We start from the raw sequence: 19,562 nt of genomic DNA, 5'->3' as shown, positions 1-19,562 counted from the left end.
TCATCCTCGCAAGGTCGCGCCCAGCTTCGCCGCCGCAGCGACGACCTTGTCGGCCACCGCCTTGAGGTCCGCGTCGGTGAAGCTCTTCTCGCCCGGCTGGAGCGTAACTTCAATGGCCAACGACTTCTGCCCCTCGGGCACGCCCTGGCCGGTGAAGACGTCGAACAGCCGCGCATCGACGATCGTCGCCTTGTCCGCGCCCTTGACGGTGCGAACAAGGTCGCCCGCCGCGATCGCGGCCGGCACCAGGAAGGCGAAGTCGCGCGTCACCGCCTGCAGCGCCGGCGGCGTGAAGGCCGGGCGGGTGAAGCCGGCCGCCTTCTTGGCCGGCAGCGCGTCGAGGTGGATCTCCACCGCCGCCACCGCGCCGTCGAGGTCGAACGCCTTGAGCACGCTCGGGTGGACCATGCCGAAGCTGGCGAGCACGTTCTTCGGCCCCAGCCGCAGCGTCGCCGACTGGCCGGGATGGTAGGCGGCGCCCGCCTCGCCCATCACCTGCAGATTGGCGACCGGCGCGCCGGCGGCTTCCAGCAGCGCCAGCGCCTCGGCCTTGGCGTCGAACGCGGTGAAGGGCTGGGCCTTGCCGCCCTGCCAGCCGCGGGCGGACTTCGATCCCGCCAGCACCACGCCGAGCGTCAGGCGCTCCTTGTCCGCCAGATAGCGGCGGCCGACCTCGAACAGTCGGACGCTGGTGGCGCCGCGCTTGAGGTTGCGTTCCGCCGCCGCCAGCAAGCCTGGCAGCAGCGAGGGACGCATGACCTTCATGTCCTCGCTGATCGGGTTGGCGAGCGTCCAGGCGCCGCCGCCGAACACCTCGGCCTGGGCTTCGGGGAGGAAGCTCCAGGTGATCGCCTCGTTGAGCCCGCGCGCGGCGGCGGTGCGACGCATCCGGCGCTCGAGCTTCTGCTCGGGCGTGGCGGTGGGCGTCGCGACACCGGGGGTGCGCGGCAGCGGGGTCGACGGGACATTGTCGATGCCGGCGATGCGGATCACTTCCTCGACGATGTCGGCCGGGCCGTCCACGTCGCGGCGCCAACTCGGCGCAGTGACGCGGAACGCCTCGAAGCCGCCGCCGAGGTCCACCGGATCGCCATTGCCGTCGAGCGGCTGGACGGTGAAGCCGAGGCTTTCCAGGATTTCCACCTGCTGCGCCGCGGGGACGGCAAGGCCGCCCAGCGTTTCCGCCAGGTTCGGATCATAGCCGACGACCGCGCCCACCTTGGGCGGCGTGCCGCTGCGGGTAACGTCGCTCGGAGTGCCGCCGCACAGCGCCAGCACCAGCCGGGTGGCGATCGCCAGCCCGTCGTCGAGGAATTCGGGATCGACGCCGCGTTCGAAGCGGGTGCGCGCATCGCTGGTCAGCAGCAACTTCTGGCCGGTGCGGGCGATGTGCTCGGGATCGAAATAGGCGCCTTCGATCAACACGTCGGTGGTGTCGTCCGAACATCCCGAATGCTCGCCGCCCATGATGCCGCCGATGTCGTGCACGGCCGTATCATCGGCGATGACGGTCATCGTGTCGGTCAGCGTGTAGGTCTTGCCGTTCAGCGCCAGCACGGTCTCGCCGTCCTTGGCCTTGCGGGCGACCAGCCCGCCCGAGAGCTTCGCCATGTCGTAGACATGGAGCGGGCGGCCCAGCCCGAACATCACGAAGTTGGTGATGTCGACCAGCGCCGAGATCGGCTTCTGCCCCACCGCCTTGAGGCGCTGCTGGAGCCACTCGGGCGAGGGGCCGTTCTTCACGCCGCGCACGATCTGGCCGTAGAAGGCCGGGCAGCCCGCCGCATCCTCGGTGCGCACGTCCGGCCCCGCGCCCTGCGGCACGATCGCCGGCAGGCCCGCCACCACCGCGTCGAGCGGCTTGAGCGTGCCGAGACCCGTCGCCGCGAGGTCGCGGGCGATGCCGCGGACGCCCATGCAATCCTGGCGGTTGGGCGTGATCGACACGTCGATGACGGGATCGTCGAGGCCCGCATAGTCCGCGAAGGCGGTGCCGACCGGCGCATCGGCCGGCAGCTCGATGATGCCGTCATGGTCCTCGCCGAGCTCCAGCTCGCGGGTCGAGCACATCATGCCGTTCGATTCGATGCCGCGCACCGCCGCGACCTTGAGGGTCATGCCGTTGGCCGGCACTACCGCGCCCGGCAGGCCGAGCACGCCGACCAGCCCCGCCCGCGCGTTCGGCGCGCCGCAGACGACCTGCAGCGGGCCCTCGCCGAAATCGACGCTGAGGACCTGCAGCTTGTCGGCCTGCGGATGGCGCTCGGCGGTAAGCACGCGGGCGACACGGAAGCCGTTCAGCCGCTCGGCGGGGTTCTCGACGCCCTCGACCTCGAGGCCGACGCGAGTCAGCGCCTCGAGGATCTCGGTCAGCGAGGCCTCGGTCTCCAGATGGTCCTTGAGCCAAGAGAGGGTGAACTTCATGCGCCGACTCCCCCGCTCAGCGTGGGCACGTCGAGCGCCGAGAAGCCGTAATGCTTGAGCCAGCGCAGATCGCCGTCGAAGAAGGGGCGCAAGTCGTCCATCCCATATTTGAGCATCGCCAGCCGGTCGACGCCGGTGCCGAAGGCGAAGCCCTGCCATTCCTCGGGATCGAGCCCGCAGGCCTCGATCACCCGCCGGTGCACCATGCCGCTGCCCAGCACTTCCATCCAGCCGCCGCCGGGCGCGTCGCCGCTGCCGCCGATCACGCGCTTGCCGTCCTTCCAGGTGAAGCCGACATCGACTTCGGCCGAAGGCTCGGTGAAGGGGAAATAGCTGGGGCGCAGGCGCAGCACGATGTCGTCGCGCTCGAAGAACGCCTTGAGGAAGGTCTCCAGCGTCCACTTCAGGTGGCCGAGCGTGATGCCCTTGTCGATCACCAGACCTTCGATCTGGTGGAACATCGGGGTGTGGGTCGCATCCGAATCCGAGCGATAGACGCGGCCCGGCGCGATGATGCGGATCGGGGGCTTGGTGCTCGTCATCGTGCGGATCTGCACCGGGCTGGTGTGCGTGCGGAGCACCATCGGCCGCTCATGCGCGCCGGCGAGGTAGAAGGTGTCGTGCATCGCGCGCGCCGGATGCGTCTCCGGAATGTTGAGCGCGGTGAAATTGTGCCAGTCGTCCTCGACCTCGGGCCCGGTGGCGACCGCGAAGCCCAGATCGGCGAAGATCTCGGCCAGCTCGTCCATCACCTGGCTGACCGGGTGGACCGAGCCCGGCGCGACACCGTCGACCGGCAGCGTCATGTCCACCGTCTCGCTGGCAAGGCGCGCGTCGAGCGCGGCCTGCTCCATCGCCGCCTTACGGCTCGCGAGCGCCTCGGTGACGGCTTCGCGCAAGGAATGGATGCGCGGGCCCTGTTCCTGGCGCTCCTCGGGGGTGAGCTTGCCGAGCGTCTTGAGCAGGCCGGTGATCGCGCCCTGCTTGCCGAGCGCCTGGACGCGCACAGCCTCCAGCGCATCGAGCGCGGTGGCGGCATCGATCGCGGCAAGCAGCTCGCCGCGCAGGGTATCGAGATCGGTGGTCATCGTTTTCCGTTCACTGTGCGAGATGGCTGGAACCCCAGACGGGCCCCTAGGTCAAGGCGTTTGAGGGTCCGCTACACCCGGCTGCCGAGCAATGCCGCGCCGAACGCCACGAACACGCCGCCCGTCACCCGATTGAACATCCGCTGTCGCGCTGCCGGGGCCAGCCATGCCGCGAGCGAACGGCCGCCCAGCGCATAGACCGAGAACCAGAAGGCCTCGATCACCGCGAAGGTCGCGATCAGGATCGCCAGCTGCGGCAGGAACGGTCGGTTCACGTCGAGGAACTGGGGGAACAGCGCGGCGGCAAAGACGATCAGCTTGGGGTTGGAGAGCCCCGTGCCGAGCCCGGTCAGGTAGCGCGCGCGCACCGACTGGCGCACCGCCACCGGAGCGTCGGCATGCGCCTCCCCCACCGGCGCGCGCCAGGCCTTGATGCCCAGCCACACCAGATAGGCAACCCCCGCATAGCGCAGCACGTCGTACAACCCCGGCGACGCCTTGAGCAACGCGCCCAGCCCCGCCGCCGAGGCAATGAGGCAGAACAGGTTCGCGCTCATCAGCCCCGCGGTGGTCGGCAGCACGCGCGCTGCGCCCTCGCGGATGCTCTGCACCATCACGTGGAGCATGTTCGGCCCCGGCGTCATCGACACGAAAAACACGGCGGTGACGTAGAGCCACCAGGTCTTCATCGCCACGGGATCGTCCCTCCCGGTTGGAATGAAAAAGGGCGCCGAAGCCGCAGCCTCGACGCCCCAATTTCAGCTTGCGCGCAGGTCCGCTCAGGCGGCCTGGGGCAGCGCCGCCTTCGCCTGCGCGATGATGGCGGTAAACGCCTCACCTTCGTGCATCGCGATGTCGGCCAGGACCTTCCGGTCGAGTTCGATACCGGCCAGCTTGAGGCCGTGCATGAACTGCGAATAGGTCAGGCCTTCGGCGCGAACGCCGGCGTTGATGCGCTGGATCCACAGGGCGCGGAAGCTGCGCTTCTTTACCTTGCGGTCGCGATAGGCGTACTGGCCGGCCTTTTCGACGGCCTGGCGCGCGATGCGGATGGTGTTCTTGCGACGGCCATAATAGCCCTTCGCCTGATCCAAAATCCGCTTATGCTTCGCCTTGGTGGTCGTACCACGCTTCACTCGTGCCATTTTTCAGGGCTCCCTTACTTCAGGCCGTACGGCGCCCACGCCTTGACGTGTGCCACGTCGGCGTCGGCCAGCACGCTGGTGCCGCGGTTGGTACGGATATACTTCGAATTGTGCGAAATCAGGCGGTGGCGCTTGCCGGCGACGCCGTGCTTCACCTTGCCCGTGGCGGTGAACTTGAAGCGCTTCTTCACACCGCTCTTGGTCTTGAGCTTGGGCATTTTCGTCTCCTTATGGTTCGACGATTGCAGACAGCCTCGGCAGCCCTATTAGCCGGACGGTCTCTCGATCGCGGAAAGGCGGCCCCTTAGCCGATGGTTCGGCGATATGCAACCACCGGGGAACCGCGCGGGGGGCGAGGATTTTGAGGATCATGGCCGATCTCGACGCCCCCGTCCACGCCGCCGAACCGGCACCGCCCCCGCCCGCCCAAACGGCGCGGCCGATGGGCACGCCGCTCGCCGCGACGATCGCGGTGCTCACCACCCTGGTGGGGCTGATGGTGCTTGCCTGGGCGGTGCTGTTCGTCACCAAGGGTTGGTTCCTGAAGGGCATTTTCGAGTCGATCGCTAGCAGCAGCACGCATCGCAAGGTGCGGGTGGCGGGCGACTTCCAGCTCTATTTCGCGCCGTTCAACCTGAAGTTCGTGGCGGAAGGGCTGAGCGTAGAAAACCCCGATTGGGCCGGCACCAGCCCCTTTTTCAGCGCCGGCCGAATCGATGCGCGAATCGCCACCTTCTCGCTGCTCGCGGACCAGAAGCGGTTCCAGTGGCTTGGCCTGACGGACGGGCGAATCGACCTGCAATGGGATCGCAACGGCAGGCAGAACAGCTGGACGTTCGGCAGCGGCGGCGGAAAGCCGCTGACGATGCCGAGGATCCAGCGCGCGCGAATCGCCGGCACGCAGATTCGCTATCTCGATCCGCGCCACCAGCTGGATGCAGCGATTCGCGTCGATACGGTCGCCGCCGAGGACAATCGCTTCGCCGACACGATTCGCTTCGACGGCAACGGCACCGCCCGGGGCGCCCGCTTCACGCTGGCCGGTGCGCTGCTCTCGTCCAACGCCACCCTCGCGGGCGGCGAAAACCGCCTGCGCCTCCATGCCGAGGGCGTGCGCACCCAGGTGGACGTCGCCGGCACGCTGCCGGGCGCAACAGTGCTGGAAGGCGCCAAGCTCCACATGGACCTGCGCGGGCAGAACCTTGCCGACATCTTCCTGCTCGCCGGAATCGCGGTGCCGGACACGCGCACCTATCGCCTGACCTCGGTCGTGACCAAGGCGGGCGACGAATGGCGCTTCACCGGCATGAAGGGCAGGTTCGGCGACAGCGACCTTGCCGGCAAGTTCACGGTAAAGCTGGGCGAGCCGCGCATGCTGGTGACCGCGGACCTGTTCACTCATGTGCTCGACATCGTCGATGCCGGCCCCTTCATCGGCTACAACCCCAATGCGCTGGCCGCCCAGGGCGCGCAGGCGGCGGTGACGCAGGGCTCCGGCACGCCGCGGCTGCTGCCGGACGCCCCGCTCCGGATCGAAGCGCTCAACAATTTCGACGCACAGGTGCACTGGGAGGTGCGCACCGTCCGCGCACCGAACCTGCCGGTGTCGAACATCGAACTGGCGCTGGACCTCAACGACCGGCTGCTCAAGCTGAGCCCGCTCAACTTCAGCCTGGCACGCGGCACGGTCACTTCCGACATCAGCATCGACGCGCGCAAGGCACCGGTGTTCACCACCTACGACATCCGCCTGTCGCCGACGCCGATGGGCGTGCTGCTCGCCGGCTTCGGCGCGGAGCAGTCCGGCACCACCGGCATGCTCAAAGCACGCATCCAGATGAACGGCAGCGGCAACAGCGTGCGCGACTCGCTGAGCACTGCGAACGGACGCATCGCGGTGATCCTGCCCAAGGGCGATTTCTGGACGAGGAACACCGAGCTCGCCGAGTTCGACATCGGCACGTTCGTCCAGAAGATGTTCGAGAAGAAGCTGAAGGAGCCGGTGCAGATCAATTGTGGGCTGATCGGCTTCACCGTGCGCGACGGCATCGCCGCGGCGGATCCGATCCTGATCGACACGCAGAAGAACGTGATGCTCGGCCGCGGCGGGTTCAGCTTCAAGAACGAGACGATCGACCTCGCTTTCCGCGCCGATTCGAAGCGGTTCAGCCTGTTCTCGGGCCAGTCGCCGGTGGGGATCGGCGGCACTTTCGCCAAGCCGGGCATCACCGTGATCAGCCCCGAACTGGTCGGGCGCGCCGGGGCGGGGCTCGGCCTCGGCATCGTGGCCTCGCCGCTGGCAAGCGTGCTGGCGTTCGTCGACTTCGGTGACGCCAATGCGGCCGATTGCGGGCCCGTCCTCGCGGGTGCCAGCGCCGCCAGCCAGCGCGACAGCAAGGGCCGCCCGCGCGACGATGTCGGCCACGGGACCACCGCGAAGTCCGAAAGCGGCCGCGAGCGTGCCGACGACGCCAAGCGCCAGCGAAAGAAATTCCTCGGCATCTTCTGATCGCTTGCCTGCCCCGACCCGCCCGGCGCAAAGTCGCGGCCGATGCTGCGCTTCTTTGCCCTTGCCGCCGTCTTCGCCATGGCGGGAGACATGCGGCCACCGCAGCGCGTGACGATCGCTGGGCAGCTGTCCCCCGCCACCACGTTGCAGCCGTTGCCGATGCGGATCGGCGGTCGGGTGGAGCGCACCGCCACCGGCTTCCGCCACCAATGGCCGGGCGTCTACGCCGAGGCGGCGTTTCGCGGCGACCATGTCGTGCTGCGGTTCGACGATGCGATCAACGAATGGCGCGCGAGCATCGACGGCGGCCCCGCGATATCGCTCGACCGGCCCGGCAAGGCGCCGGTGACGATCAGCGGCCTGTCCCCCGGCGCGCATCGCATCCGGCTCGACAAGGTCACCGAAAGCGCCGCGCCTGCGCGGTTCGAGGGGATGTTCGTGGACCGGGGACAGGCGCTCGCCGCCCCGCCGCCCCGCCGCCGCCAGATCGAGTTCATCGGCGACTCTTCGATGGCGGGGTATGGCGCCCGGAGCGAGCGGAGCGACTGCACCCCGGAACAGGTGCGTGCCACTACCGACACACCCGACGCCTTCGCCGCAGTTGCTGCGCAGCATTTCGGTGCGGAGTATCAGATCAACGCGATTTCCGGACGGGGTCTTATCCGCAATTTCGGCGGCACCGCGCCGCAAGGCACGATGGAGCAGCTATGGCCGCGCCGCCTGCCAGCGGAACCTGCGCCCTTTACCGATCCCAGCTGGCAGCCGCAGATCGTGATGCTGAAGCTGCAGGCGGATTTCGTCGGCTTCCGGCCCGACCGGCGCTGGCCTTCGCTGGATGCACTCGCGGGCGACTATGCCGCACACTACGGCCAGTTCCTTGCCCGGCTGCACCGGCAGTATCCGCGCGCAGTGTTCGTGCTGTGGTGGTTCGACACCAACGGCGCCCCGCCCAACCAGGCGGCGATGCTGCGCACAGCCGAAGCGCAGATCAGCGCGACGGCGCTGGCGGCAGGCGCACGCGACCTGCTGTTCCTGCCCTTCCCCGCCGCCGAGTTCCGCGCCACGGCTTGCCACGGCCATTACGGGCTGGAGGAACAGCGCCGGATCGCCGATTGGCTGATCCGCGCCGTCGACGCCCATCCCGGCTTCTGGGACGGGCGCTGACCCGGCCTCAGTGCCCCCGGCAGGCCATCGCATCGAGGATGTCGTCGATCCGCGCGGGGTCGCCGGCCGCGATCACCTCGCCCTTGCTGCCGGCATGGAGCGGGTCGCCCTGCCAGTCGCACATCCGCCCGCCCGCGCCTTCGATCACCGGCACCAGCGCGGCGAAGTCGTGGAGCTTGAGCCCTGCCTCGACGACGATGTCGAGCCAGCCGCTCGCCACGCAGCCATAATTGTAGCAGTCGCCGCCGAGCACCGTGCTCATCACCTGCGCGTCGAGATGCTCGAAGGCATGCAGCTGGCCGTCGTCGAATAGCGCAGGCGACGTGGTGGCGAGGATCGCCTGGTTCAGCTCGCGGCAGATGCGGGTGGTGGCGGGCTTGCCGTTGAACAAAGTCTGGCGACCGGTCACGCCCACCCAGCGCTCGTTGATGATCGGCTGGTCGATCACGCCCAGCACCGGCCAGCCATTGTCGACCAGCGCGATCAGCGTACCGAACACCGGCCGCCCGGCGATGAAGGCGCGGGTGCCGTCGATCGGATCGAGCACCCATTGCCGGCCGCTGGTGCCTTCACGCACCCCGAATTCCTCGCCGATGATTCCGTCCATTGGCCGCTCGGCGATCAGCAGCTTGCGCATCGCCTCCTCGCCAGCGCGATCGGCGAGCGTGACCGGCGACTGGTCTTCTTTCGCCTCGACGCCGTGTTCGGCGCGGAAATAGGGGCGGATCGCAGCGCCCGCCGCGTCGGCGAGGCGCGCGGCGAGCGCGATGTCGGATTGGGAAACGGCCATGGCCCTGCCCTACAAGCCCGATTTTGACTCGCCAAGGCCACAAACGCCTGCCACTCCGCCGAACATGCGTGTGATCGCCGCTCTTACGATGCTCGGCTTGTCCTTCCTCGCGGTGCCGGCGCTGGCGCAGCTGCGCGCGGTACCGGCTCAGCCCGCCTCGGAGCAGGCGGCGCTGCGCGGCGTCGAGGTGTTCCTGGTCAACGAGACCGAGGCACCGATCGCCGATGCGGGCCCCCGCCAGATCGAAGTGACCGCCGTTGACGGCACCCGGCTGATGCTGGAGCGCACCCCCGGCCCGACGCCCACCGTCGCCCCGCATGGTTTCGCCAAGGCGCGCTATGTGCCGGTAGGTGTCGCCGGGGTCGCGGTGCCGCCTGCGGCGCAGCACATGCCTGCCGCGGTGCCCGAGCAGGAGACGGTGGTGCAAAGTTCCACCGGCAGTTCCAGCGGCCTGCTCGCCCGGTTCGAGCCGCATGAACCCGTCTATGGCGCGTTCGGCACGAGCGATGCCGGCGGCAAGCTGCAATTCAGCTTCGCCGTGCGGCCGTTCGCCGAGGATGCGCCGCTGCGGCTCGGCAATCTGCGCTTCGCCTATACCCAGACGATGTTCTGGGCCTTGAACGAGCCTTCCGGCCCGTTCCGTTCGACCAATTACACGCCCGAACTCTACGCCGACATTCCGATGGACGAGACGACGCGGGTGGCGATCGGCTGGCGGCACGATTCGAATGGACGCGGGGTCACCGATTCGGTGGACATCAACCGCATCTTCCTGCGCGGCGAGAAGCGGTTCGATCTGGGCAGCGACTGGCGGCTCGATATCGCGCCCCAGGCCTGGGTCTATGTCGGCAGCAGCGGCACCTTCCACGACATGAAGGACTATTTCGGCTATACCGGCGTCGCGGCTTCCCTGCAGCAGAAGGACGGGATCAAGCTGGCGCTCACCGCCCGCGGCAATGTGAAGACCGGGCGCGGGGCAGCCGAAGCGTTTGTCTCCTATCCGCTGCGGCGGCTGGGCGGAGGCCTGGGCATCTACCTCTTCGGACAGGCATTCACCGGCTATGGCGAGGCGCTAGACCGCTACACCGTCAACGACACGCACGCGCGGATCGGCATCGCCTTCACCCGCTAGCTCCCGGCCGCGTGGTGGCGTAGACAGATCCGCAACCATCCAGGGAGACCGATATGCGCCTGAAGCTCGCCCTTGCCGCCCTTGCCCTGCCCTTCGCCGTGATGCCGGCGAACGCCACCCTCACCGCCGGTGCCAAGGCACCCGTGTTCACCGCCAAGGGCGCGGTGGCCGGCAAGCCGATCACCGTCGACCTGAAGGCTGCGCTGAAAAAGGGCCCGGTCGTGCTATACTTCTTCCCGGCCGCCTTCACCTCGGGCTGCAATGCCGAGGCCCATGCCTTCGCCGAAGCACTGCCCGATTTCACCAAGGCAGGCGCGACGGTGATCGGGATGACCGCCGGCAATGTCGACCAGCTCGAGCAGTTCAGCAGCCAATATTGCGCCGGCAAGTTCGCCGTTGCCGCCGCCACGCCGGAAGTGGCCGCGGGGTATGACGTCGCCGCCAGGAAGCCGGACGGCACTGTCGCCAAGTTCACCAGCCGGACCAGCTATGTGATCGCACCCGACGGCAAGATTCTGTTCGTTCATTCCGATTCGAATCCGGCCGATCATATTCGTCTTACCCTCGAAGCGGTGCAGAACTATCGGAAGAACCATCGCGGTTAGGGCCGATTCGCCGACCATGCCGATCCGGAGGCATTAATCCTCCGGATCGGAGGCTCGTCCATTTCGAAGGCTATATCCTTTTGAATTTACAGAGCTTTACGTCGCGCTGGCAGACGTAACGCCCCCCTCTCCCAAAGTATCGTAACGGTGTCAGCAACCAGATATTAGCACTCTGTGGTTATCCATCACGGGCTATACAGCGGCCTTGATGCCGTGATTTCCACGGGGGTTGGGAGCGTATGCACATCGCGCGTGCAGTTCGATCGGCTACAGGCAAGGAGGACAGCGGAACGCTGTTCGGGCGCATCGGCGCTTTCCTGGTCGATCAGCGCCTGGACCCGACCCCTACCAACTATGCCTTCGTCCACAAGCTGTTCACGGATCCGGACGGCCCGCTGGCACGGGCGGTGGAAATGATCACGGAAGGTGGCGTGCGGATCACGCCCCGCGACATCCTCACCTTGACCGCGGAATCGCGCGCCGAGCCGGATACCGACCTGAAGTCACGCGCCGAAGGGCTGGTGGCGCGTACGCAGATGCAAGTCGAGGGTTTTGCCGACATGGTGACCGCGATGCGCGCGGAAACCGCAGGCTTCGGCCGCGACATCGCCGCGAGTGCAAAGGCGATCTCGAGCGCGGCCGATACACCGCTTGCGATCAGCGATGTGGCGCGCCTGACCACGGCGATGCTCGACCGGGTCCGCGTCGCCGAGGAAAAGCTGGAGACGACGCGACGCGAGGCCGACGACCTGCGACTGAAGCTGGAGGAAGCCCGCGACAATGCCCGTCGCGACCCGCTGACCCAGCTGCCCAATCGCCGCGCGTTCGAAGAGGCCTTTTCCGCGCAGGAAGCCGCCGGCGGCAAGATGTGCATCGCGGTGTGCGACATCGATCATTTCAAGTCGGTCAATGATCGCTTCGGGCACGCCGTGGGCGACCGCGTGCTACGCGTCATCGCCGATACGTTGAGCGAATGCTGCAAGGGCCATCTGGTGACCCGCTATGGCGGCGAGGAGTTCGCGATCCTGTTCACCGGCGTCGGGCTGGAAAAGGCTCGGGCGGTGCTGGAACACGCTCGCGGCACCGTGGAAGCCAAGCGCTACAAGCTGCGCGACAATGACGCCCCCCTTGGCGAGATCACCTTCTCGGGCGGCCTCACCCCGGTAGAACCCGGCGAAATGCACCAGACCGCCTTTCACCGCGCAGACCGCCTTCTCTATCTCGCCAAGAACGAAGGCCGGAACCAGGTGAAGATCGGCAGCGCGCAATATAGCGAATTCCGCCGATAATCGGTGAAATTTTCCAACTCGCATGACGTCGAGAGCCACACCTGATACGAGCGCTTTAGCAACATCCCTGTAGTTCAAACACTTACGTTAATTGGCACGCTCCCTGCATAACATCTGGCATCGGCAGACGGATGGTCCGCCTGCCGATCCATCAGGGAGTAGATACCATGACCGCTCGTCTCGTTTCGCTGCATCAGACCGTCGCCGTCAGCGCCGCCGTGCTGCTCACCGCCGCGCTCGTCCTGTTCTCCACGCCCGTGATCCCGGTCGCATGATCGCGCTCGCACCCATGGAGAAGATCAGCATGTTCCGCAGCTTCATGATCGGCGTCGCGTCGTTCGCCATCACCAGCGTGATGATCCTCGGCAGCGGCCTGCAGGGCTCCAGCCTCCTCGGCTGACCCTAAGGGCTGCTCCGGCGGCCGGATTTTTCAGGAACTTAGCGCGGGGCTACCCGCTTTTTCGGCACCCCTCCCCATCACCCCGGAGACGTGCCGATGCCCGACCAACACACCATAGACCGAGTCCACGAGGATACGCTCCCCGGTGAGGAGCGCTCCCTCGATCCCAAGCCCCAGTGGCAGCCCCGTTATCGCGGATCGGATCGGCTGAAGGACAAGGTGGCCATCGTCACCGGCGCAGACAGCGGGATCGGCCGCGCGGTTGCCGCGCTCTACGCCCGCGAAGGCGCCGATGTCGCCATCGTCTATCTGAACGAGCATCAGGACGCCGAGGACACGGCGGAAGCAGTACGCGCCGAAGGCCGCCGCGCGCTTACGATCGCCGGCGATGTCGGCGACAAGGCCTTTTGCGAGGACGCCGTCGCCAAGGTGATCGCCGAGTTCGGCCGCATCGACGTGCTGGTCAACAATGCCGGCGAGCAGCATCCGGACAAGGATATCACCGACATCACCGAGCAGCAGCTGCGCCGGACCTTCCAGACCAACATCTTCGGGATGTTCTTCATGGTGCAGGCCGCGTCACCCCACCTGAAGGAAGGCGCCGCGATCGTGAACTGCACCTCGGTCACCATGTACCAGGGCGAGCCCGAGCTGCTCGACTATAGTTCGACCAAGGGCGCGATCACGGCCTTCACGCGCAGCCTGTCGATGAACCTGGCCGAGAAGGGCATTCGCGTGAACGCGGTGGCACCAGGCCCAATCTGGACGCCGCTCAATCCCAGCGGTGGCGCGAGCCCGAAGAAGCTCGAGCATTTCGGCGAGGACGTGCCAATGGGCCGGCCGGGCCAGCCCAATGAAGTCGCCCCCGCCTTTCTGTTCCTCGCCTGCGAGGATGCGAGCTACATGTCCGGCCAGGTGCTCCACCCGAACGGCGGGACGATCGTCAACGGCTGAGCGTGCCCCGCGCCGGTGTCACACCGGCGCGGTTTCGCCCACGAGACCGGTGGGCGCAGCCTCCCCGCGCGAATAGACCCCGGTGAGCAGTCCAGCGGCAAGCACATGGCCTGCCATCGCCTTGACCAGCGCGCTGCGGCCGGGATTCTCGCCGATCTCGCAACCGCCGCCCAGGGCGAAGAGCTGGAACGCGTAATTGTGCGGGCCATGGCCGGTCGGCGGATCGGGCGGGAGCCACCCTTCGCCCAGGAAGCTGTTGCGCCCGACATCGGTGCCGACTGCGTCGCCGGCGCCATCGGCCCGGATCGCCCCTTCCTTCAGATCCCCTTCCACGGGTAGGCCCCAGATCACCGCATGCACCAGCGGCTGGGGTGCAGGGGCATCGGGATCCTCGACGATCAGCGCCAGGCATTCGGTACCTTCGGGAACGCCGGTCCAGAACAAGGGCGGCGAAATGCCCTCGCCGTCGGCGGTGAACCGCTCGGGCAAGCGACCGCCATTGGCGAAGGCGGGGCTGGCGAGGTGGAGCACCTCGAAGCTGCCGAGTTCCGGTTGGACAATCGCCAGCTTCTTCGCGCCGGCGCGCAGCCCCTTCAGTGCGCTTCCCAGCCAGTGCGGTACGTGTTCGAGCATCGCGGTCTCTCCCGTTTGGCAGCCAAACGCATCTCCGCCCGCGATTATCCCGCGATCAGAGGTCGAGCTTCTCGTAATCGGCCGGCGGCGTGATTCCCTCCATCCGCTCGGCGAGCAGCTGGCGGAAGCTCGGACGGCTTTTCATCCCGATATACCAGCGCTTGGCGAGCTCGTGGCTCTTCCAGTCGATGCCGCCGAGATAATCGGCGATCGAAATCTGCGCCGCCGCCGCGATGTCGGCAAGGCTCATCGTCGCACCGGCCAGCCAGGTGCGGTGGTCGAGCAGATAGTCGATATAATCCAGGTGGCCGACCGCCGCCTTCATCGCGTCGCGCAGCACCTTGGCGTCGGGCGGCTGGCGATAGACGATGCGCTTGATCATCCGCTCGTGGAGCAGCGGCGCGGTGATGTCGCTGTAGAAGTTGTTGTCGAACCACACGACCAGCCGGCGGATCTCGGCGCGGTCGACCGCGGAGCCGTTGAGCAGCGCATTCTTGCTCACCGTCTCTTCGAAGAACTCGCAGATCACGGTGGAATCGATCAGCGTCACATGGCGTTCGGCGTCGATCATCACCGGCGTCTGGCCGGTGGGGTTGAGGTCGAGGAACTCGTCGCGCCGCTGCCACGGCGATTCGCGCACCGGCTCATAGGCGATGCCCTTCTCGCCCAGCAGGAGCCGGACCTTGCGCGAGAAGGGACAGAGCGGAAATTGAAGAAGCTGCCACATCCGACAAGCCATAAGCAGCCGAAATGTGACGGGGAAGAGCGGTTGTGATCGCCCCCGAAATTCTATAAATTCGGCAGACTTCTAGAACGGAGCCGCATCATGGCGCTCAGCATCAAGGACGAAGAGACCGACCGGCTGGTGCGCCGCTACGCCCGCGCCAAGGGGGTTAGCTACACAACGGCGATCCGGATGGCTGTACGCGAGGCGATGGATCGCGACCGAATGGGCACGGACAGCTTCGCCGATCGGCTAAAGCGCGCCCAGGCGGTCGCAGCCGGCGAGCCCCGCAACGACCGCGACGCCGATGACGTCCTGGGCTATGACGAGCACGGCTTGCCGCAGTGATCGCGATCGATACCTCGGCACTGGTCGCCCTGCTCTTCGACGAACCCGAAGCGGACCGGATTGCAGCACTGCTGGACGCGACCGACACCGTGTTGATCGGCGCACCGACGGCACTGGAGTTTAGGATGGTCGTGCTTGGGCAATCGACCCGCGCCGCCGCAGACGCCGGCTCGGCGCTGATCGCCAAGCCGCCCTTCATGATTGTCCCGTTCGGCGAGGATCATCTGCAGGTCGCCGCCGATGCATTCGAGCGCTTTGGCAAGGGCCGCCACCCCGCCTGCCTGAACTATGGCGACTGCATGGCCTATGCGGTCGCCGCGATCGCTGACTGCCCGCTACTCTTCAGGGGCGACGACTTCCGCCATACCGACGTGGTCGCCGCCCTCGATTGAGCCTTACTCCGCCGCCACCGCCTCGACAGTATCGTTGAGCGGATGCGGCAGCCGGGTGAGCATTTCCTTTGGCACCACCTGCCAGAACTTACCGACTTCGCGGTCCCAGTCCTCCAGCAGGCCGTTCGACCATTTGCTGTCGGTCGCCTCGGCATGCGCCTCGACGAGCGCGCGGAGCCGGGCCTCCCAGTGGCTGGAGGCCAGCCGGTTCCAGGTGATGTTCTCCGGATTGGCGTGGCGTTCGAAGCTGCCGTCGACATCATAGACGAACGCCATGCCGCCGGTCATGCCCGCGCCGAAGTTCATGCCGACGCGGCCCAGCACCACGGCGGTGCCGCCGGTCATATACTCGCAGCCGTTCGCGCCGCAGCCCTCGACCACCACGTCGGCGCCCGAGTTGCGCACCGCGAAGCGCTCGCCCGCCTGGCCTGCGGCGAACAGCCGGCCCGAGGTCGCGCCGTAGAGCACGGTATTGCCGATGATCGTGTTGTTCCACGATTCGATCGGCGAGCTGACCATCGGCCGCACCACGATCACGCCGCCCGACAGGCCCTTGCCGACATAGTCGTTCGCGTCGCCGAACACCTCGAGCGTGATGCCCTTGCACAGGAACGCCCCGAGCGACTGGCCCGCCGAGCCGCGCAGCCGGACATGGACGTGCCCGTCGGCAAGCGTCGACATGCCGAAGGTGTTGGTCACCTCGGACGAGAGCCGCGTGCCCACGGCGCGGTGGGTGTTGCGCACCGAATAGGTGAGCTGCATCTTCTCGCCGCGCGCGAACACCGGCGCGGCATCCTTGATCATCTGCGCGTCGAGGCTGTCCGGCACGTCGTTGCGGAAGGTGCTGAGGCTGAACCGGCGCTCGGCATCGTCCGCATCCACCTTGGCGAGGATCGGGTTGAGGTCGAGATCGTCGAGATGCTCGGCACCGCGGCTGACCTGGCGGAGCAGCTCGGTGCGGCCGATCACCTCGTCCAGGCTGCGGAAGCCCAGCTTGGCGAGGATCTCGCGCACTTCCTCGGCGATGAAGGTCATCAGGTTGATGACCTTTTCCGGCGTGCCGACGAACTTGGCGCGCAGCTTCTCGTCCTGGGTGCAGACGCCCACCGGGCAGGTGTTCGAATGGCACTGGCGGACCATGATGCAGCCCATCGCCACCAGACTCAGCGTGCCGATGCCATATTCCTCGGCACCGAGAATCGCCGCGATCACGATGTCACGGCCCGTCTTGAGCCCGCCATCGGTGCGCAGCTTGATGCGACCGCGCAGGCCGTTGAGCGTCAGCGTCTGGTTGACCTCGGACAGGCCCATTTCCCAGGGCGTGCCCGCGTACTTGATCGAGGTGAACGGCGACGCGCCGGTGCCGCCATTATGGCCGGCGACCAGGATTACGTCCGCATGCGCCTTGGCAACGCCCGCCGCGACGGTGCCGATGCCGGCAGAGCTGACCAGCTTCACGCACACCCGCGCGCGCGGATTGATCTGCTTCAGATCGTAGATCAGCTGGGCCAGATCCTCGATCGAATAGATGTCGTGGTGCGGCGGCGGGCTGATCAGCGTCACACCCGGCGTCGCGTGACGCAGCTTGGCGATGAACTCGGTGACCTTGAAGCCGGGCAGCTGCCCGCCCTCGCCGGGCTTGGCGCCCTGGGCGACCTTGATCTCGATTTCGTCGCAGGCGTTGAGATATTCCGCCGTCACGCCGAACCGGCCCGAGGCGACCTGCTTGATCGACGAGTTGGCGTTGTCGCCATTGTCATAGGGCTTGTAGCGCGCCGAATCCTCGCCGCCCTCGCCCGACACCGCACGGGCGCCGATCCGGTTCATCGCGATCGCCAGCGTCTCGTGCGCCTCGGGGCTGAGCGCGCCCAAGGACATGCCCGGCGTCACGAAGCGCTTGCGGATCTCGGTGATCGCCTCGACCTGGTCGATCGGCACGCCGCTCTCGGGGAAGTTGAACTCGAGCAGATCGCGCAAGTACACCGGCGGCAGGTCCCGCACCCCCCGCGAGAAGGCGAGGTAGCTCGAATAGCTGTCGTTGGAGACCGCGGTCTGCAGCTGGTGCATCAGCTGTGCGGAATAGGCATGCGCCTCGCCGCCCGCACGCTGGCGGTAGAAGCCGCCGACCGGCAGCGTCACCACCGCCGCATCATAGGCCGCGTCATGCCGCATCATCGCCGAGAGGTGGAGCGAGGCATAGCCCTCGCCCGAGATCTTGGCCGGCATGCCGGGGAACAGGTCGTTCACCAGCGCGCGGCTGAGGCCCACCGCTTCGAAGTTGTAGCCGCCGCGATAGGAGCTGATCACCGCGATGCCCATCTTCGACAGGATCTTGAGCAGCCCCTCGTCGATCGCCTTGCGGTGGCGCTTGAGGCAGTCGGCAAGGCTCAGCTCGCCGAACAGGCCGCGCGCCTGGCGATCGGCGATCGCGGCTTCGGCCAGATAGGCGTTCACCGTGGTCGCGCCGACGCCGATCAGCACCGCGAAATAATGGGTGTCGAGGCACTCGGCGGTGCGGACGTTGACGCTGGCATAGGAGCGCAGGCCGCGCCGCACGAGGTGGGTGTGCACCGCCGCCGCTGCCAGCACGCCGGCGATCGCCGCCTTGTCCGGCCCGCTATGCTCGTCGGTGAGGAACAGCTCGGTGCAGCCGGCGCGGACCGCCTGCTCGGCCTCGTGGCGGATGCGCTTGATCGCGGCCTTGAGCGACTCGGGATCGCCGTCCGCCGGGAAGGTGCAGTCGATCTCGGCCGCGTTGGCGCCGAAATGCGCGCGCAGGCGGTGCCAGTCGGCATTGGTGAGCACCGGGCTCTCCAGTACCAGCACCGGGCTGCCCGCACCCTCGGTATCGAGGATGTTGGCGAGATTGCCGAACCGCGTCTTGAGCGACATCACGTGCCGCTCGCGCAGCGGGTCGATCGGCGGGTTGGTGACCTGGCTGAAATTCTGCCGGAAGAACTGGCTGATCAGCCGCGACTTGGACGAGATCACCGCTAGCGGCGTATCGTCGCCCATCGATCCGATCGCTTCCTTCGCGGTTTCCACCATGGGCGCGAGGATCAGCTCCATGTCCTCCAGCGTCTGGCCGGCGGCAACCTGGCGGCGCGCGAGTTCGGCGCGCTCATAATAGGTCTCGGCCGGTGACGCCGGCAGGTCGTCGATCGTCAGGAAGCCCTGCACCATCGCGGCATAGTCGGCCTCGCCGGCGATCTGGTCCTTGATCGCACGATCGTGGAAAAGCTTGCCCTGATCGAGATCGACCGCGATCATCTCGCCCGGCCCGAGCCGGCCCTTGGCGACGACATTCGCCTCCGGCACCGGCACCATGCCGGTTTCGGAGCCGACGATCAGCAGCCCGTCCGAGGTATGGGTGTAGCGCAACGGCCGCAGCGCGTTGCGGTCCATGCCCGCCACCGCCCAGCGGCCGTCGGTCATCGCCAGTGCCGCAGGGCCGTCCCACGGCTCCATCACGCTTGCGAGATACTGGTACATCGACCGGTGCGTCGCCGGCACGTCGTCGGTCCACGCCTCGGGCACCAGCATCAGCTTGGCGGTCGGCGCGTCGCGCCCCGAACGGCAGATCGCTTCGAACACCGCGTCAAGCGCGGCGGTGTCGGACGCGCCCGCCGGGATCACCGGCTTGATGTCCTCCGAATTGTCGCCGAACGCGATCGAGGCCATCCGGATCTCGTGGCTGAGCATCCAGTTCTTGTTGCCACGGATCGTGTTGATCTCACCATTATGCGCCAGGCAACGGAAGGGCTGCGCCAGCCACCATTGCGGGAAGGTGTTGGTCGAGTACCGCTGGTGGAAGATCGCCACGCGGCTCTCGAACCGATGATCCTGCAGGTCGGGATAGAAGACCGACAGGCTCTCGGCGAGGAACAGCCCCTTGTAGATGATCGAGCGGCAGGACAGCGAACAGATATAGAAGCCGCTGATCTGCGCCGCGATCACCCGCTTTT

The 19,562-nt window shown here is 67.2% G+C and carries 18 protein-coding genes; 9 read left to right on the top strand and 9 right to left on the bottom strand.

The window, feature by feature from the left end:
- From pheT to rpmI, 5 genes are all read right to left on the bottom strand, one after another.
- Positions 1-2,424, bottom strand: coding sequence for a phenylalanine--tRNA ligase subunit beta (gene pheT, locus QZ814_RS19135; RefSeq protein ID WP_294335232.1), 2,424 nt, complete (start codon positions 2,422-2,424; stop codon positions 1-3).
- Positions 2,421-3,512: a phenylalanine--tRNA ligase subunit alpha gene (gene pheS / locus QZ814_RS19130; RefSeq protein ID WP_294335229.1), complete on the bottom strand. Its 1,092-nt coding sequence runs from the start codon at positions 3,510-3,512 to the stop codon at positions 2,421-2,423. The genes pheT and pheS overlap by 4 nt, the downstream gene beginning before the upstream one ends.
- 71 nt (positions 3,513-3,583) lie before the next feature.
- A complete protein-coding gene (locus tag QZ814_RS19125; RefSeq protein WP_294335226.1) occupies positions 3,584-4,207 on the bottom strand; it encodes a LysE family translocator in 624 nt (207 codons plus the stop codon).
- A gap of 84 nt (positions 4,208-4,291) precedes the next feature.
- Positions 4,292-4,657, bottom strand: coding sequence for a 50S ribosomal protein L20 (rplT, locus tag QZ814_RS19120; protein ID WP_010543146.1), 366 nt, complete (start codon positions 4,655-4,657; stop codon positions 4,292-4,294).
- Positions 4,658-4,671: 14 nt separating this feature from the next.
- Positions 4,672-4,875 carry a 50S ribosomal protein L35 gene (gene rpmI, locus QZ814_RS19115; protein ID WP_010543145.1) on the bottom strand — a complete coding sequence of 68 codons (204 nt, stop codon included), beginning with the start codon at positions 4,873-4,875 and terminating at the stop codon, positions 4,672-4,674.
- 152 nt (positions 4,876-5,027) lie between these two features.
- Between rpmI and QZ814_RS19110 the strand changes: the two genes are divergently transcribed.
- Both QZ814_RS19110 and QZ814_RS19105 read left to right on the top strand, forming a co-directional pair.
- Positions 5,028-7,166, top strand: a complete 2,139-nt coding sequence (locus QZ814_RS19110; RefSeq protein WP_294335224.1) for an AsmA family protein — start codon at positions 5,028-5,030, stop codon at positions 7,164-7,166.
- A 42-nt stretch (positions 7,167-7,208) separates the two neighbouring features.
- Positions 7,209-8,330 (top strand): acetylxylan esterase, encoded by a 1,122-nt coding sequence (locus QZ814_RS19105; protein ID WP_294335223.1) that lies wholly within the window; start codon positions 7,209-7,211, stop codon positions 8,328-8,330.
- 7 nt (positions 8,331-8,337) lie between these two features.
- On the opposite strand, the gene hisN is transcribed toward QZ814_RS19105, so the two are convergent.
- The gene (gene hisN, locus QZ814_RS19100; RefSeq protein WP_294335222.1) at positions 8,338-9,120 is read right to left on the bottom strand and encodes a histidinol-phosphatase; all 783 of its coding nucleotides are present in this window, start codon (positions 9,118-9,120) and stop codon (positions 8,338-8,340) included.
- 64 nt (positions 9,121-9,184) lie between these two features.
- Between hisN and QZ814_RS19095 the strand changes: the two genes are divergently transcribed.
- The 5 genes from QZ814_RS19095 to QZ814_RS19075 all read left to right on the top strand — a co-directional run bounded on the left by QZ814_RS19095 (position 9,185) and on the right by QZ814_RS19075 (position 13,500).
- Complete coding sequence (locus tag QZ814_RS19095; protein ID WP_294335220.1) at positions 9,185-10,252, top strand: phospholipase A; 1,068 nt, start codon at positions 9,185-9,187, stop codon at positions 10,250-10,252.
- Between the two features lie 53 nt (positions 10,253-10,305).
- A complete protein-coding gene (locus tag QZ814_RS19090) occupies positions 10,306-10,857 on the top strand; it encodes a peroxiredoxin (protein WP_294335217.1) in 552 nt (183 codons plus the stop codon).
- A gap of 239 nt (positions 10,858-11,096) precedes the next feature.
- A complete protein-coding gene (locus QZ814_RS19085; protein WP_294335215.1) occupies positions 11,097-12,146 on the top strand; it encodes a GGDEF domain-containing protein in 1,050 nt (349 codons plus the stop codon).
- Between the two features lie 271 nt (positions 12,147-12,417).
- Complete coding sequence (locus tag QZ814_RS19080; RefSeq protein WP_294335214.1) at positions 12,418-12,546, top strand: hypothetical protein; 129 nt, start codon at positions 12,418-12,420, stop codon at positions 12,544-12,546.
- Between the two features lie 96 nt (positions 12,547-12,642).
- The gene (locus QZ814_RS19075) at positions 12,643-13,500 is read left to right on the top strand and encodes an SDR family oxidoreductase (protein ID WP_294335213.1); all 858 of its coding nucleotides are present in this window, start codon (positions 12,643-12,645) and stop codon (positions 13,498-13,500) included.
- 18 nt (positions 13,501-13,518) lie between these two features.
- Here QZ814_RS19075 and QZ814_RS19070 read toward each other — a convergent pair whose 3' ends face one another.
- Positions 13,519-14,133 carry a YbhB/YbcL family Raf kinase inhibitor-like protein gene (locus tag QZ814_RS19070; RefSeq protein ID WP_294335212.1) on the bottom strand — a complete coding sequence of 205 codons (615 nt, stop codon included), beginning with the start codon at positions 14,131-14,133 and terminating at the stop codon, positions 13,519-13,521.
- Between the two features lie 55 nt (positions 14,134-14,188).
- Complete coding sequence (locus QZ814_RS19065; RefSeq protein ID WP_294335211.1) at positions 14,189-14,860, bottom strand: glutathione S-transferase family protein; 672 nt, start codon at positions 14,858-14,860, stop codon at positions 14,189-14,191.
- A gap of 99 nt (positions 14,861-14,959) precedes the next feature.
- Between QZ814_RS19065 and QZ814_RS19060 the strand changes: the two genes are divergently transcribed.
- Together QZ814_RS19060 and QZ814_RS19055 are read left to right on the top strand one after the other, a co-directional pair.
- Entirely contained in the window at positions 14,960-15,205 is a 246-nt protein-coding gene (locus tag QZ814_RS19060) for a type II toxin-antitoxin system VapB family antitoxin (protein WP_294335209.1), read from the top strand.
- Positions 15,202-15,597 carry a type II toxin-antitoxin system VapC family toxin gene (locus QZ814_RS19055; RefSeq protein WP_294335206.1) on the top strand — a complete coding sequence of 132 codons (396 nt, stop codon included), beginning with the start codon at positions 15,202-15,204 and terminating at the stop codon, positions 15,595-15,597. Before QZ814_RS19060 ends, QZ814_RS19055 begins: the two co-directional genes overlap by 4 nt.
- A 3-nt stretch (positions 15,598-15,600) precedes the next feature.
- Here QZ814_RS19055 and gltB read toward each other — a convergent pair.
- Positions 15,601-19,562: glutamate synthase large subunit (gene gltB, locus QZ814_RS19050; RefSeq protein WP_294335204.1), on the bottom strand; the 3,962-nt coding region annotated here is incomplete at its 5' end.

Source organism: uncultured Sphingomonas sp. (genome assembly GCF_913777625.1).
In the GTDB taxonomy this organism is placed as follows: domain Bacteria; phylum Pseudomonadota; class Alphaproteobacteria; order Sphingomonadales; family Sphingomonadaceae; genus Sphingomonas.
The sequence above is the reverse complement of the archived record's forward strand: the minus strand, read 5'-3'. Positions and strand labels throughout refer to the sequence as shown.